This window comes from Mangrovibacterium diazotrophicum (assembly GCF_003610535.1).
GTDB lineage: Bacteria > Bacteroidota > Bacteroidia > Bacteroidales > Prolixibacteraceae > Mangrovibacterium > Mangrovibacterium diazotrophicum.
In genome coordinates this window covers 85937-101727 of the sequence record NZ_RAPN01000005.1, presented here as the reverse complement: position 1 = coordinate 101727, position 15791 = coordinate 85937, and the positions used below count along the sequence as shown (strand labels likewise).

General features: G+C 45.5%; 11 protein-coding genes. 10 read left to right on the top strand and 1 reads right to left on the bottom strand.

Annotated features, from left to right (window positions below):
- Nucleotides 1–64: 64 nt before the first annotated feature.
- The 10 genes from meaB (at nt 65) to BC643_RS21490 (ending at nt 13772) form a co-directional block, all read left to right on the top strand.
- Nucleotides 65–1195, top strand: a complete 1131-nt coding sequence (gene meaB / locus BC643_RS21535) for a methylmalonyl Co-A mutase-associated GTPase MeaB (RefSeq protein ID WP_120275365.1) — start codon at nt 65–67, stop codon at nt 1193–1195.
- Nucleotides 1192–2289, top strand: a complete 1098-nt coding sequence (locus BC643_RS21530) for a TlpA disulfide reductase family protein (RefSeq protein WP_120275364.1) — start codon at nt 1192–1194, stop codon at nt 2287–2289. The genes meaB and BC643_RS21530 overlap by 4 nt, the downstream gene beginning before the upstream one ends.
- Before the next feature lie 149 nt (nt 2290–2438).
- Complete coding sequence (gene lpdA / locus BC643_RS21525) at nt 2439–3830, top strand: dihydrolipoyl dehydrogenase (protein WP_120275363.1); 1392 nt, start codon at nt 2439–2441, stop codon at nt 3828–3830.
- Between the two features lie 189 nt (nt 3831–4019).
- A complete protein-coding gene (locus tag BC643_RS21520) occupies nt 4020–5387 on the top strand; it encodes an OmpP1/FadL family transporter (protein ID WP_120275361.1) in 1368 nt (455 codons plus the stop codon).
- Between the two features lie 190 nt (nt 5388–5577).
- The gene (locus BC643_RS21515; protein WP_245995041.1) at nt 5578–6126 is read left to right on the top strand and encodes an RNA polymerase sigma factor; all 549 of its coding nucleotides are present in this window, start codon (nt 5578–5580) and stop codon (nt 6124–6126) included.
- Nucleotides 6123–7580, top strand: a complete 1458-nt coding sequence (locus tag BC643_RS21510; protein ID WP_120275360.1) for an outer membrane beta-barrel protein — start codon at nt 6123–6125, stop codon at nt 7578–7580. Before BC643_RS21515 ends, BC643_RS21510 begins: the two co-directional genes overlap by 4 nt.
- A gap of 96 nt (nt 7581–7676) precedes the next feature.
- Nucleotides 7677–10379, top strand: a complete 2703-nt coding sequence (locus BC643_RS21505; RefSeq protein ID WP_120275358.1) for a TonB-dependent receptor — start codon at nt 7677–7679, stop codon at nt 10377–10379.
- Complete coding sequence (locus tag BC643_RS21500; protein WP_120275357.1) at nt 10379–11458, top strand: DUF4249 family protein; 1080 nt, start codon at nt 10379–10381, stop codon at nt 11456–11458. The genes BC643_RS21505 and BC643_RS21500 overlap by 1 nt, the downstream gene beginning before the upstream one ends.
- A gap of 2 nt (nt 11459–11460) precedes the next feature.
- On the top strand, nt 11461–13074 hold the full coding sequence (locus tag BC643_RS21495) for a hypothetical protein (protein ID WP_147377300.1): 1614 nt from the start codon (nt 11461–11463) through the stop codon (nt 13072–13074).
- Between the two features lie 2 nt (nt 13075–13076).
- Nucleotides 13077–13772, top strand: coding sequence for a hypothetical protein (locus BC643_RS21490; protein ID WP_120275354.1), 696 nt, complete (start codon nt 13077–13079; stop codon nt 13770–13772).
- Nucleotides 13773–14198: 426 nt separating this feature from the next.
- Here the strand turns inward: BC643_RS21490 and ahpF are convergent, their stop codons facing one another.
- Nucleotides 14199–15782 carry an alkyl hydroperoxide reductase subunit F gene (gene ahpF / locus BC643_RS21485; RefSeq protein WP_120275352.1) on the bottom strand — a complete coding sequence of 528 codons (1584 nt, stop codon included), beginning with the start codon at nt 15780–15782 and terminating at the stop codon, nt 14199–14201.
- Nucleotides 15783–15791: the final 9 nt, after the last annotated feature.

The following is a 15791-nucleotide window of genomic DNA, read 5'->3' as shown; positions in this document are numbered from 1 at the left end:
GAGCGGCTTGTTTTTTTTATCTACAGCGAAGTTTTACCTTCGTAACTCGTAAAAATTTTGAAAGATGATAGGAGATCACGAACATCACCATATAGAGAATGATGAGGCCTACAAAGGTTTGAATGTGAATAGTGGAGTGGAACAGCCCGACTCGTTTGATGAGAGCTCAATTCAGCGATTTCTGAAGAATAAACGGAAAAATCAGCTTTCTGTTGAGGAGTATGTAGCCGGAATTCTTGAAGGTAACCGGACTATTTTGAGCAAGGCGGTAACGCTGGTTGAAAGCTCGAAGCCGGAACACCAGAAAATTGCGCAGCAAATTATTCTGAAATGTTTGCCATACAGCGGAAAATCAATCAGAATCGGGATTACAGGTGTGCCGGGGGTTGGGAAGAGTACTTTTATTGAGTCGACCGGTAAATATATTACCTCGCTGGGTCACAAGCTGGCAGTTTTGGCGATCGACCCGAGTAGCGAACGGTCGAAAGGAAGTATCCTGGGTGACAAGACCCGCATGGAAGAACTCTCAATCGACCCGAATGCTTACATTCGTCCTTCTCCTTCGGCGGGCTCGCTGGGTGGTGTTGCCCGGAAAACGCGCGAGACCATTATTCTTTGCGAGGCTGCAGGTTTCGATGTCATTTTTATCGAGACTGTTGGGGTTGGACAAAGCGAAACCGTCGTTCATTCCATGGTCGACTTTTTCTTGTTGCTGATGCTTTCCGGAGCGGGAGATGAGTTGCAGGGAATCAAACGTGGAATTATGGAAATGGCCGATGCCATCACGATAAATAAGGCCGACGGCGACAACGTAGATCGGGCAGAAATGGCGCGTGTTCAGTACATGAGTGCCTTGCAGTTGTTTCCGCCTACCGATTCGGGCTGGAAGCCTAAGGTACTGACTTGCTCGGCTTATAAAAAGATTGGAATCGACAAGATTTGGAAAACAATCAATGATTATCTTAGCCACGTCAATCAGAACGGTTACTTTCAGTTTAAGCGAAGCGAACAGTCGAAGTTCTGGATGTACGAAACGATTAATGATCAGCTGAAATCGAACTTCTACCAAAACCCCAAGATCAAAGAAATACTCGGAAATTTTGAAGGACAGGTATTGAATGAAGAGTTGAGCTCGTTTGTTGCAGCAAAAGAATTATTAGAAACATATTATCAATCTCAAAAAGTAAAAGAATGAAAAAATTATTTCCAATCATCCTGCTTGTGATGGTGCTCGCCGCTTGTCAAAGCAATTCAAATAAATATACGGTGAGCGGTACCATTGCCGGATTGGACTCGGGTGTTGTATACCTGGTGAAAGCACAGGCTGGTCAGCCGTTGGTTGTAGACACCGCGAAACTTGTTGCTGGAAAATTCACCTTCGAAGGATCAGCAGGATTGCCGGAGTTGAACTTTTTACGCTTGAATGAGCGTGATTATTTCGCTCAATTCTTCCTGGAGAATGCAAATATTAAAGTAGAAAGTTACAAGGATAGCCTTCGTGCAACAAAAATCACCGGTTCAGAAACGACTGATATTTTCAATACGTATGTTGATGAAGTAACCAACCTTGGCCAAAAAATCCGCGAATATCAAACTCAGTATTCTCAAGCTGCTGCAACCGGTAACCAGGACGAAATGGATCGCATCCGTATCGATATTGAAGCGGCTTCCGACAACATGGAAGTTTATGCGAAAAACTTTGTTCGCGAACACAGTAATAGCGTTGTCGGACCATTCATCGCATTGTCGCAGTTAGGTGGTCGTTTGGAATATGCTGAGCTGAAAAGCCTCGTTGATGGTTTCGATCCGAAATTGGCAGAATCAGAATACGTCGTTAAATTGAACGAGATGGTGGCAGCACAGGCAAAAACGGCCGTTGGTGTTGAAGCACCTGACTTTACAATGAACGATCCGGAAGGAAACCCCCTGACACTTTCTTCATTGCGCGGAAAGTATGTGTTAGTTGACTTTTGGGCAAGCTGGTGCGGACCATGTCGTCAGGAAAACCCGAATGTTGTTGCGGCTTACAATAAATACAAAGATAAAGGCTTCGATATTTTGGGTGTATCTCTGGATCGCGATAAAGATGCCTGGTTGAAAGCCATCGATGACGATAAACTGGCGTGGCACCATGTGTCGGATTTGAAATACTGGCAAAATGAAGTTGCTCGCCTTTACGATGTAACTTCAATTCCACACTCAATTCTGTTGGATCCCGATGGAAAAATCATCGCAAAAGATTTACGCGGTGAAGCACTCGACAGCAAACTTGCAGAACTTTTAGATTAAAATATAAAGCCGGTTTTTACCGGCTTTTTTGTTTCCGAAGCGAGCGAAATCTTTCGATTTTTGAAATCTTTTCTCCGGAACATTTTTTCAAAACTTTTTAGAACATTAGATGTTTTCATTACAGTCGAAAAAATAACGAAACAACTATTATGAGCTACGATGTATTAGTGATAGGGAGTGGCCCTGGCGGATATGTTGCCGCCATTCGGGCAGCCCAGTTAGGTTTTAAAGTTGCCGTGGTTGAAAAAGAAAACCTTGGCGGTATCTGTTTGAACTGGGGATGTATCCCTACAAAATCATTGTTAAAGAGCGCGCAGGCATATGAGTATGCTGTTCATGCCGCAGATTATGGTGTAGCCATTACCGGTGAAGTGAAGCCGGATTTTGAAGCGATGGTAAAACGCAGCCGCGGTGTAGCCGAAGGCATGAGCAAAGGGATCCAATTCCTGTTTAAAAAGAACAAAATCGAGGTCATCAACGGTTTCGGTAAATTAGCCGGAAAAGGTGTTGTTGAGGTGACCGATGCTGACGGCAAAAAAACGAAAGTTGAAGCCAAACATATTATTTTAGCAACCGGAGCACGTTCGCGCGAGTTACCAAACTTGCCACAGGACGGAAAGAAAATCATCGGTTATCGTCAGGCAATGACGCTTCCGAAACAGCCAAAATCGATGGTTGTGGTTGGATCAGGTGCTATTGGTAGCGAATTCGCTTACTTCTACCAATCAATTGGAACTGAAGTAACTTTGGTTGAGTTCCTGCCAAACGTGGTCCCAAACGAAGACGAAGAAGTTTCAAAAACACTGGAACGTTCATTTAAGAAAATGAAAATGAAAGTGATGGTTGACTCTTCTGTCGAGTCTGTTGACACTTCAGGCAAAGTATGTAAGGTGAAAGTTAAAACCAAGAAAGGTGTTGAAGAGTTGGAAGCCGAAGTTGTTTTATCAGCTGTTGGTGTAGCAACGAACATCGAAGGTATTGGTTTGGAAGAAATGGGTGTTAAAACCGAAAGAGGTAAAATCATTGTTGATGATTTCTACCGCACAAACGTTGAAGGCGTTTATGCAATCGGCGACATCGTTCATGGCCCAGCATTGGCACACGTTGCTTCTGCTGAAGGGATCACTTGCGTTGAAAAAATCGCCGGTCAAAATCCACACCCGGTTGACTATGGCAACATTCCAGGATGTACTTATACCATGCCGGAAGTATCTTCAGTTGGTTTAACTGAGGCCAAAGCGAAAGAAGCCGGTTACGAAGTAAAAGTTGGTAAATTCCCATTCTCTGCCAGTGGTAAAGCAAGTTCTGCCGGTCAGAAAGACGGTTTCGTAAAACTGGTTTTCGATGCGAAATACGGCGAACTGTTAGGCGCACACATGATCGGTGGCAATGTAACTGAAATGGTTGCTGAGCTGGTCGTTGCAAAACGTTTGGAAATTACCGGTCACGAATTGATCAAATCAATTCACCCTCACCCAACCATGAGCGAGGCGATTATGGAAGCAGCAGCTGCCGCTTACGACGAGGTAATCCACCTGTAAGAATCAATTTATTATGCGATAAGAAGGAGTCTGGCCACTTGGTCGGGCTCTTTTTTTTGCCTTTTCTGAATTTGTAGAATAAACGACTGTAAAGTTTGAAAAGTCTGTAAATGGCTGATATATAGCATATTTGTTTTGTTGATTGGTAAAAAATGATACTTTTGCGCCCGCATTACTAACAATATTTTTATGAAAAGGATTTATTTACTGTGTTTAACATTTATGCTCACTTTTTCGTCGGTTTTTGCGGGAGGTATCCTGACCAATGCCAATCAAAGTGCGCAGTATATCCGGATGTTATCCCGGAACGCATCAACCCAGATTGACGGGGTTTATTTTAACCCGGCCGGTCTAACTCAATTGCAGAATGGTTTTCACTTTGCGTTGAACAACCAAAGCTTGTTTCAAACCCGTACGATTGAAAACACGGCTCCAACCTTGAACCAATCAAGTTACGAAGGCGGTTTAACCATCCCAGTATTCCCTTCTGGTTTTGCAGTGTACAAAAAAGATCGCCTGGCTTTGTCTTTCGGCTTCGGAATTAATTCAGGAGGTGGTTCGGCTGAATACAAAAACGGTTTGCCTTCGTTCGAATTGCCAATTTCGGCATTGCCAACGATTATTACAGCGTTGGGTGTACCGACGACTGGTTACAGCGCCGATTTGTATTTCAAAGGGAAATCAGTTTACCTTGGCTTCCAGCTAGGTGCTTCTTATGAATTCTGTGATTTTTTTAGCGGAGCAATTGGCTTGCGGTACCTGAATGCAGTAACCAATTATGATGGACACATCAGTGATATCATGATCAACCCGCAACATCCATTGGTAAATCCTACGGGTGGATATATTCCGGCTACCGATTTCTTTACTGCGATCGGACAGGCGGAACTTGCGGCAATGACAGCCGACCAGGAAGTGGATGTAAAGCAAAAAGGAACTGGTTTCACTCCGATTATTGGCGTTAACCTGAAGCCCTTCGACAAAATGAATATTGGTATTCGCTACGAATTCCGGACTAAACTGGAATTGGAGAACCACACCAAAACAGACGGAACAGGAACTTTCCCTGATGGCGATACATATCGTAACGATATTCCTGCGATTTTGGGAGCCGGAGTGGACTATCAGCTATTTGAAAACTTAAAAGTGTCTGCTTCTTATTCCAACTATTTTGACAAAGATGCAAACTGGGACGGAAAAGAAAGTAACGTGGACAAAAACCTGTACGAACTCGCGCTTGGTATGGAATATCAAATCTCCGAAATTACAACAATCAGTGCCGGTTATATGCACACAAAAACAGGCGTGGGACGCGGCTTCCAGTCTGATATCAATTACAGCTTGGATGCCAATTCAGTTGGTTTCGGAGCTATGTTTAAAGTGAATGAAAAATTTGACCTGGACTTAGGTATGCTTTACACGGCGTACGAAGGAAACTACAAAGAAGCTATTTATTCTCCGTCTTCTTTGCCAGCCTTGCAGATTCCGTACAAAGAAACTTACGACAAAAAGAACCTGGCTTTTACAATCGGTGTGACTTACCACCTGTTTAAGTAAGCGGTTTTACAATATGTTTGGAAAGGCAGTTCTTCGGAGCTGCCTTTTTGTTTTGAAAAAAAGCAGTAATTTTTGTATTTCCAACGCAACCGATTGGTTTGTGACGCATCTATCGAGCGGAATATGTATTTGCTCAGCCGGATTGATTGGTGCGAGAGTTAATTAATTTGATAAATCGAAAGAACCCGATTTGAACGACCTGACTGTTTTGATTAAGGAATGTGCTGCAGGCAAAGCAAGTGCACAAGCGCGCTTGTACGGGCTTTTTGCACCCAAAATGTTCGGGGTTTGCATGCGCTATTCCAAGGATCAGACCGAAGCGGAGGACAATCTGCAGGAGGGTTTTATCAAGGTTTTTCAAAAGATCGATTCGTTTCGGCACCAAGGATCTTTCGAGGGGTGGATGCGGCGGATAATGGTGAATATTTCGCTGGAGAAGTTTCGGAAAAAACACACGATGTATCCGGTTGAAGACATGGAGAAATTTGATAGTGCGGAAGAAGAATTCAGTGACGTTGAGTTGTCAACCAAAGACCTGATGAAACTGATTCAGGAGCTTCCACCGCGCTATCGCATGGTTTTTAACTTGTACGTTTTTGAGTCGATGAATCACAAAGAGATTGCGAAAGAACTTGCTATTTCTGAGGGAACTTCCAAATCGAATCTGGCACGTGCCCGGATGATTTTGAAGGACCGGATTAAAAACGAGTTGATTGACGCAGAAAATTACACGGCATGAGGAAGGAAGACAATCATATAGACGAATTGTTCCGCTCGAAGCTGGATGACTTCGAGATCAAGCCGCCGGCTTACGTTTGGGATGCTATTCTGGAAAAGCAGGAAGCAGACAAGCGTAAAAAGAGAGCGTTGTGGATTAAATTCAGTGGGGTAGCAGCTGCTCTGTTGCTGGCTTTCCTTTTGGGTTGGGAATTGCAGCACGAGGGGGAGTTGCCTGCAACGAACGAAATGGCGGCGAAACAGATTGGGAAAGATAATTTCAATGGTGAAGATGAAATTGATTCTAATAACGAAAAGGATGTCGAGAGTCAATTGGCAGAAAGTAGCCGGACAATAGGAGACAGTAAAAACACAAACGATAAAGACCTTTTAGTAAACGAGTCTTCGGTAGTAAAACAAAAGAACTCAGAGCAACAGAGAAGTTCAGAAGCATCTAATTTGACAGTGCTAGAGAACGCAGAAGTTGAGCGCAGCGAATCAATTTTAGCCATGTTGCAAAAACGCTTGTCTGAAATCGCGTTCATCTATCCGAAGACTAACGAGCTTGATGAGATTGATCCGTCGGAGGACGACGCATTCCTTAGTGAGCAGGATCGGGCAATTATTGCTCAGAACCAGCAGACGTTGCAAAGCGAAAAGAAAAAGAAAAGAAGCGGACTCGGTTGGGCAGTTGGAGCGCAGGTCAATCCTGTTTTAGCGGTCAACGATAGTAAACAAAGTCAACAGTATGCGTCGGGTATGAACAAGGCGACGGAAAACAGCTCAATGCAATTGGGCGGCGGATTAACGGTTGCCGTCAAACGCAGTGGTCGTTGGAGTATACAGTCGGGTGTCATGTACAACACGTTGAGCCAAAGCTCATCGAACAATGTGTCGAATCGAAACAGCAACCTGGACTATGCTGCTGCTCCTGAAACATCCGGTATTCCGGGATCCGGTGCAGCGTATTACAAAGTTGGCGAATCGAGCAACGGAACGGTTTCTATTCAAACTCCGGCAGGTACAATCCAGGTGAACAGTCTCCCTCAAAATGCACTAGTTGCAGCAGATTATGAGGCGCTGGCTTCGTCTTCAAGCGATGTGTTGATGACCAGTACTGACTTTGAGCAGCATTTCGATTATATTGAAATACCTCTTTTGCTGCGTTATCAATTAGTTGATCAGAAGTTCGGACTACAGCTGATGGCTGGTTTGAACACCGGTTTTCTCGTTGGAAATTCTGCTTATGCCGACAGTGGTAGCGGACGAAGCAATATCGGCGAAACATCTGATATGAACTCGGTGAGTTATTCGACTAACTTTGGCGTAGGACTGGGGTACAAACTTACACCGGCTTTGCAATTGCGATTCGAACCGCAGATGCGTTATTACCTGGAGTCGCTGAGCAGCAATCCGGATATCAGCTACAAACCATACACCTTCGGTTTCTACACGGGGATCAGCTATTCATTCTGAAAAAGTTGTATTAACGATAAAAAAATCATTGATAATATGAGGTCGGGAGAGTTTTAATCTTTAATTTTAAAGCAATTAAACCTTTCACCCCTCTTCATGACTTTTAAAATCTACCTGACTTTACTGTTTCTCTTTGCGGGGACCGTTCACCTTTTGGCCCAGGATTCCGTTAAAGAGACGAAAATTTCAGGCGTCTACAACGACGCTCCGGTCGAGCGCTTTCTCGACGATCTGAATGAAAAGTACCACCTACTATCTTATTATCAACAAAGCTGGCTGGATAGCATTACCGTTACCGCCACCTTCGACGACATTCCGCTTGTTCAGGCGCTGAATAAAGTGTTTGGACAGAGCCCGCTCGGTTATCGTTTTTTTCAGGATGCCATTGTGTTGATTCCGCGCTCGCTGTCCGGCGAGAATATCCGGCGAGAAGGCGATGTTTCCGTTCTGGTTATCGGTGACCCAGTTGATCGGGGCCGGTATAAAAAAGCAGTTCTCAAGGGTACAATTACCGATGGTAAGCAGGGAGATCGCCTGGCGGGAGCTGTCATTTATGTGCGCGATTTGGACAAAGGTTTCAGTACTGACCGAAATGGGGAGTTTGAAATGGAACTTCCGGTAGGACTGCACCAGTTGCAGTTGAGCTACATGGGCTATGAGCCGCAAACGGTTCGGGTGGAGTTGATCGAAAATGGCGAGGTGTTGCTCGACCTGTTTGAAGAAACCCACAGTCTGGATGAAATTACAGTTAAGGCGGATAACTCGGGAAGCACACGAACCCAGATGAGCATGAGCCGCGTGGATGCAAAGGTCATCAAAGAACTGCCGGTTTTGATGGGAGAAGCTGATGTGATCAAGAGCGTGGTGATGATGCCCGGGATTCAGAGCGTTGGCGAATTGGCGTCGGGCTTCAACGTTCGCGGTGGAAACACTGACCAGAACCTTATTTTGCTCGATGGAGCACCCATTTACAATACCAGCCACTTATTCGGTTTCTTCTCGATGCTGAATCCGGATGCCGTTTCCGATGTGATTTTGTTTAAAGGCGGTTTGCCTGCCAGCTATGGCGAGCGTGTTGCTTCGGTAATGGATGTGCAGCTCAAAGAAGGATCGGTCGAGAAGCTGCAGTTTTATGGTGGCTTGGGATTAATCAACAGCCGTTTTACGCTCGAAGGTCCCTTTGTGAAAGATAAAAAGAGCAGCTTTTTGCTTGGCGGCCGAACGACCTACAGCGATTGGATGTTGCGACAAATGCGCAATCTGGAGTTTCGCCACAGCGTTGCCCGTTTTTATGATCTGAATGGCAATGTCAACATCCATTTCTCGGATAAAAATAAACTGAAGTTGATGGCCTATTCCAGTTCCGACGAATTCAACCTGAACTCGAACTCGCTTTACCAATACGACAACCTGATTAGCGCGTTGAACTGGAAGCTGGCTTTGGGAACCAAGTTCGTCTCCGATTTCAATGCCTCGTACAGTCGCTATCGCTTCAGTTTGTATGAGGAGGATGACCTGGGGCCTGAATTGGACTACGAGCTGAAAACCGGAATTGAATATTGGGGTGGAAAATACAACTTCAGTTATTTGCCGTCGGATGGTTTGAAGTTGAATCTCGGTTTTCAAGCCAATTACCAGCAGGTGAATCCGGGGGAAATTGCTCCGGGGCAGAGTGATTCGTATATTGAATATGAAAAGGTGCAGGATGAACAGGCTTTGGGAACGGCAATCTTTGCCGGTGCAGAGCTTGATCTCACTGATCAGCTGGCGATGACAGCAGGCGTGCGCTACTCCCGTTTTACTGCGCTGGGGCCGGCAACCGTTTATTTGTACGATCCCAACTACAGCTCTTCGGCAGAGCATGTGGTCGATTCGTTGATTTTCGGGAAGAATGATAAAATAAAAACCTGGCAGGGTCTCGAGCCGCGTCTTTCATTTAAATATACCTTGAACGACGGTTCTTCCGTGCGCTGGGCTTATCAAAGGGTTTATCAATACCTGAATCAGATCTCAAACACGTCCGTGGTGTCGCCGGCTGACTTCTGGAAAATCAGTGATTATCACACCTCACCATTAATATCGGATCAGCTGGCCTTGGGCTATTTCCGCGATTTCACGCAAAAAGGGCTGGAAACTTCGGTTGAAATGTACTACAAGCGTTTACAAAACCTGGTGGAGTACAAGAATGGCGCTCAGCTGGTGATGAATCATCATTTGGAAACTGATATTATTCAGGCTGATGGTTATGCCTATGGTTTGGAGCTTTACGTGAAGAAAGCGACCGGCCGTTTGAATGGTTGGCTGAGTTACACTTACTCGCGCACCATGCGAAAAACCGATAATACTTTCGACGAAGAAGTTATCAATAATGGGAAATACTACCCTTCGGTTTACGACAAACCTCACGATGTGTCGGTGGTTGCCAACTACCAGATTTCGCGTCGCTGGAGGGTTTCAGGGAACTTCGTACTTTCATCGGGGCGTCCGACGACACTGCCGGAACTGCGCTACACCTTTGGTGGCGAGCAAGTGGTTTATTACTCGGACCGGAATAAATACCGAATGCCGACCTATCACCGCTTCGACATTAGTTTGACTTTCGACGAAAACCTGAGGCGGAAGCGGATGTGGAAGGGCAGTTGGACACTGTCGATCTACAACCTCTACGGACGCAAAAATCCCTATTCTGTCTACTACCAGCGAGAAGCTGAAGATCAGTCGTCCGGTTTGTTTGGTCTTTACAAATTCTCAATTATCGGGATCCCGGTTCCTTCAATAACCTATAATTTCCGCTTCTGATGAAAAATTATTTACGATATATTGCTTTGTTTTGCCTGGTAGCTCTCGGATGCGAGGATACTTATAACCCGGATTTGGACCAGGTTGAAAATCTCGTCGTGATTGAAGCTTTGCTCACGAACGATGCCGACGTAAATTACGTGAAGGTCCGGATGACCCGAAATTTCTATGCCACTGAAAGCCAGGAGTGGGTTACGGGAGCAGCCGTAACAATAAGCGACGACGGTGGAAACAGCTGGGAACTGTCAGAAGAATCGACTGGTAATTTCAGTATTCCGTTTGATGCTGTCCCTGGAACCTCGTACAAAATAGTGGTTGAAGCAGTCGGGGAGACTTACGAGTCCGGTTTCGAAACATTACCGCCTGTGCCAACAATTGACAGTATGAACGTTGTGGCCGATACCATAACAACCTACACTTATGATTCGGATGGACAACCGCGGGCTCATGAGGTCACGGGTATGCAGATTGTCGCCGATCTGCCGGTTTCTTCTGGCTTGAAAAACTACCGTTTCACCTTTCCCCGGACACTGGAGTATATTGTTCCTCCGCCTGATGAGATGCCATCGCCACCGCCCGTTTACAGCTGGATCAATTACGGCCAGTCGGGTATTTTTCCGATTGAAGGACCGGCTGAGTATGGAAACGAAACGCAGTTGAAAGATCGCCAGTTGCTGTTTCTGTCGAATCGAATTGGCGACTTTGTGACACAGGAAAAGATTGATTCGAGTGCTTATATGGTGGGTTGGTTGGTCAATATGTCGGTCTTCGGAATCTCGGAGAAAACCTATAATTTCTACGAATCGGTTAATGCGCAACTGGAAGCTGACGGAAAGTTGTTCGACCCGGTTTATGCACAATTGGAACCGAATTTTGAATGTACCTCGAATTCGGATGTTGAGGTTGTTGGCTATTTTGAAGTGAGTTCGCACCTGTTCCAGCGCTTCTACGCTTATGTGCCTTACTACAGCAAGAATTCCTATTTCCACTATGTTAGTGCCCCCGCCGCAATACCTGCAAGCGGACAGATAAAAAGTACCACGCCCCCCGAATTCTGGGAGGATCCATACAGCGACTAAACATGAAACAGAACTATTTAATACTACTTGTGATGCTCAGTTTGGCTGTCTGTAGAGGGATGGCACAAACCAATACAAATTACCTGGCAACCGACCGCGATGTGTATGTTAGCGGGGAAGAGGTTTTGCTGACTGCTTTTCTGGATTCAGGGCTCGATTTTAAAGTTTTGTGCGTAGCCTTGTCGGGCGAAGATGGGCAACTGATTCATTCCGTCAACCTTAAAATAGAAGAGCATTGCGCCAACGGGCACATTTATTTGCCCGACTCACTTCGGACCGGAAGTTATTTGTTAACGGCTTTCAGCCCGAATTTTCGGAAACAGGCCATTGGCAACCGTGAAATTTTAGTGGTGAACCGATTCGAAAGTGCCGATGAGGATTTCCCGTTGAGACGAGCAGCACTACCCGCTTGTGAGTCTTTGCAATCCGCGGCTTACCGGTTGGTTGGATTGCGAAATGAATACCGGTTTGGCGAAACAGGCGAAGTGCAGATCCAGGGTGACGAAGCTGCGAATAGGCACTTCGCGATTGTGGTCAGTCGCTGCCTGCCGGGTTGGGAGGAACATTGTTTGCCTGTTCAACCCGATTTGGAAAGCAATGAAATGTTGACACGAAAGGAGGGAGTCGTTATTCAGGGGCTGGTGAAAGACAGCGGCACAGGAGAAGCTGTTTCGGGTGCAACGGTTTTTCTTTCTATTCCGGATTCGATTCCATACTTCGATTATTATAAAACCTGGGACGATGGTCGCTTCTATTTCTTGCTTCCGCAGATGTACGGACAGAAGTCGGTTGTGGTACAAGCCAAAAAAGAAGACAACGAGGAGGAGTTGAAGGTTGTTTTGGATGAATTTGTCGATAGTTCGAAGCTGACGTTTCAGAATCAATATTTGTCGCTGGGAGCAGCGGAGCGAAACTACCTGGCTGATGCCGTTAAATTGGTCACTTTCCAAAAAGTCTTCGAAACGGAAACCTTGCAGAAACAAACCGTTGCAATTGATCTAGTTTATCCCTATCCGTTTTATGGGAAGCCGGAGATGACAGTTGATCCGGATGAATTTTTTGAGCTGGAAGATTTCAATGCCATCTCGAAGGAATTGCTTCAGGCGGTTCGCTTTCGGGAACGCAAAGAAGGATATGAGCTCACAATGGTGGATTACGACGTGAAAGCTTTTTTGACCGGGCAACCGATGATTTTGGTTGATGGTGTGCCGGTTGATGATTTATCGCGAATTGCGCCTTTGGGCTCAAAGGAAATTGACTGGATCGATGTCGTCCCTTATCAACGGTTTTACGGTAATCTGAAAATGGACGGTGTGTTGGCTATCTACACAAAGAAAGGTGATTTAGCTATTTTGCCGGCTTCGCCATCGGTATTGAAAACGGAAGTGGAAAGTTTACAACAGCCGGTTTCACTTGCTGTTCCGAAAAGTAAGGAAGCGCATGTCCCCGATTTCAGACAGGTGTTGTACTGGAATCCTGACGTTGCTATCTCTGATTCATTGCAAATAAGTTTCCGGATTCCCGATGTGAAAGGAACCTACAGGATGCAGCTGATTGAACGCAGGGACGACGGGCAATTGTTTGAGCGAACCGAATATTTCACCGTAAGCGAATAAGCATGAAAAATACGATACTGATAATTTTATTGTTCTTTGGTGCCTTAACTCTTCAGGCGCAGCCAAAGGAAAATTGGGACCAGGAAAAACTGACGGGGCAACGCTATGCTTACCATGAGCAATTGCGTGGATCGCCGTTTTTGTTTGATGACTGGATTAACGGCTCAGTTACTTTGGTTTCGGGAGAGGTAATCGAGAATGTTCCATTGAAGTACAATGCCTACCTCGATGAGCTGATCACCTATAACCCGGTTTATTTTACGGTCATCAAACTCGATAAATATACCCTGCATCGCTTCGAGTTTGATTTGTTTGGCGAGCATTGGTTATTCGAAAAACGTTTCTTCCCCGGCTTCCCGAAAGGCGATCGCTTTTTTCGGATTTTGCACGAGGGGCAAACCGATTTGTTATGCTATTATAAGGTGAATCTGTTGAATACGTCGCCTTACAAAGACCAAAATGATGTGTTGAAAAACCAGGAGTTTTTTAGCGGCTATCGCTACTTCCTGTTTCAACCCGAAAGTGATTTTACATCGGTACAACTTCGGAAAAAGTCGTTGTTGCGATGTGTGAAAAAGGATGATTTAAAGCAGGCGCGTCAACTCATTCGCAAGGGAAATCTGGAATTGAAAGATGTTGGCGGATTTTCGTCGGGCATGCAGCTTTTCGAGGAGAATAAAATTGAACTGAAATTCTGAGAGGAACAGGGGAGTCAGAAAAACAAGGGTGACACCGGGAACGAAGCCGAGGAGTAAAAGTAAGAAGTAAATGATTGGTTGAAATTTTATTTTGAAGCTTGTTCCATGCGTCCCGGCCTATTTTTGTCAAAGCTGAAAATCGAACCGAAAGAATAGAGAAACCGGGAAGCTCCGACGTAAGGAGGAGATCACCCGGCTGAACTTAGCTTTTGGGAGATGAAAGCAGAAGACAAAAATCAGCCTTGATCTTTCTGTTTCGTCTTTGGATCAAGCCAAAGATGAAAACCCGCCCGGTAGGGCTCTCAAATTTTTATTTGGGATTTACACGTCAGTAAGATGGCTAACATACCAAAAAAAAAGGTGCTTGCCGTCGCAAACACCTTTTCACCTTTTCTCTCTAAACCTAAAATAAATGTCCTGATCGAACTAATTTGCTGTCATGGCTTCGGGCACAACACCGAGTTGCAGCCCTTTAATTTTATCGTCGAATGCCGAAAGTGCGGCTTTTGAGCCTTCACCCATGGCAATTACAATCTGTTTGTAAGGTACTTCCGAAACGTCGCCCGCCGCGTAAATACCCGCTTGTTTGGTACGGCAGTGTGCATCGATAATAATTTCGCCGGCGCGGTTCCGATCAACCACATTGGCAAATACCTCGCTATTGGCCGTTAAGCCGATTTGAACAAACACACCATCCAAATTTAATCTTTCTTCGGCCTCGGTGCTGCGGTGTTTGAAGTCCAGTGCAGTTACTTTGCCGCCATCGCCGATCACTTCCTTGGTTTGGGCATTGGTAATTACTTTAACGTTGGGCAGGGTAGCCAGTTTGTCTTGCAATACCTGGTCGCCTTTCAGCGTATCCATAAACTCGAGCACAGTTACCTCAGAGGCAATGGAAGACAAGTCGATTGCAGCTTCAAGGCCCGAGTTACCACCACCAATGACAGCTACTTTTTTGCCTTTGTAGAATGGTCCGTCGCAGTGCGTGCAGAATGCCACACCTGAGCCAATATACTGGCTTTCGCCCGGAACATTCAGTTTACGCCAGCTAGCACCTGTCGCGATAATCAAGGCCGGGGCAATCAATGTTTCACCCAGTGAAGTCTTTACGGTTTTCAGACCGTCGATCACTTCAACCTCGGTTACACGACGGTTCTCCATCACGTCTATCTGGTAATCACTGATGTGCTGTTTCAGGTTGGCCGACAATTGTGCTCCGGTTGTTTTATTCACCGAAATCATGTTTTCAATGTCAACTGTTTCGGTTACCTGTCCGCCGATTTTCTCAGCAACAATGGCAACGGAGAAACCTTTACGGGCCGAGTAGATGGCTGCTGAAACTCCGGCGGGGCCACCTCCGGCAACAATTACATCGTATGTTTTTGCTGGTCCGGCTTCAGCCTGGTAGCTGGAACCCGACAACGTTTCAATCTTTTCAATCAGCTCGCCCAATGATGAACGGCCTACGTGCAGCAATTCGCCATTAGCATAAACCGCCGGAACTGCCTGTATATTTAGTTTTTCAACTTCTTCCTGGTTAATTCCTCCGTCAATCAACTCGTGTTGAATATTCGGATTCAGAATAGCAACGATATTCAAAGCCTGCACTACATCCGGACAGTTGGTACAAGTCAACGAAATGTAGCTTTTCAGCTGAACCGGATTTTTCAATGCCTGAATACGTTTGGTCATGGCTTCGTCGGGCAGGTTTTTCCCGATTCCGTCCAGGTTCAATACGGCAAGCAACAAGGTCGTAAACTCGTGTCCGTTTGGAATAGCCCGAAAAGTAATCGGGTTTGCTTCGCCGTTTTTCAAAATGTTGAAGGAAAGTCCTTCGCCTTCTGTTTGCTGAACATTGATCTTTTCAGAGCACGAGGCAACATCTTCGAGCAGGCTCACCAAGTCAGCTTTGCTTGGGTGCGATGCGGCTGCAGTAACCTGAAAAGTATAATTGTTTTTCAGACCGGCAAAAACAGCTTTTACCTGGTCTTTTAATCCTTGATTTAACATGGCTGTTTT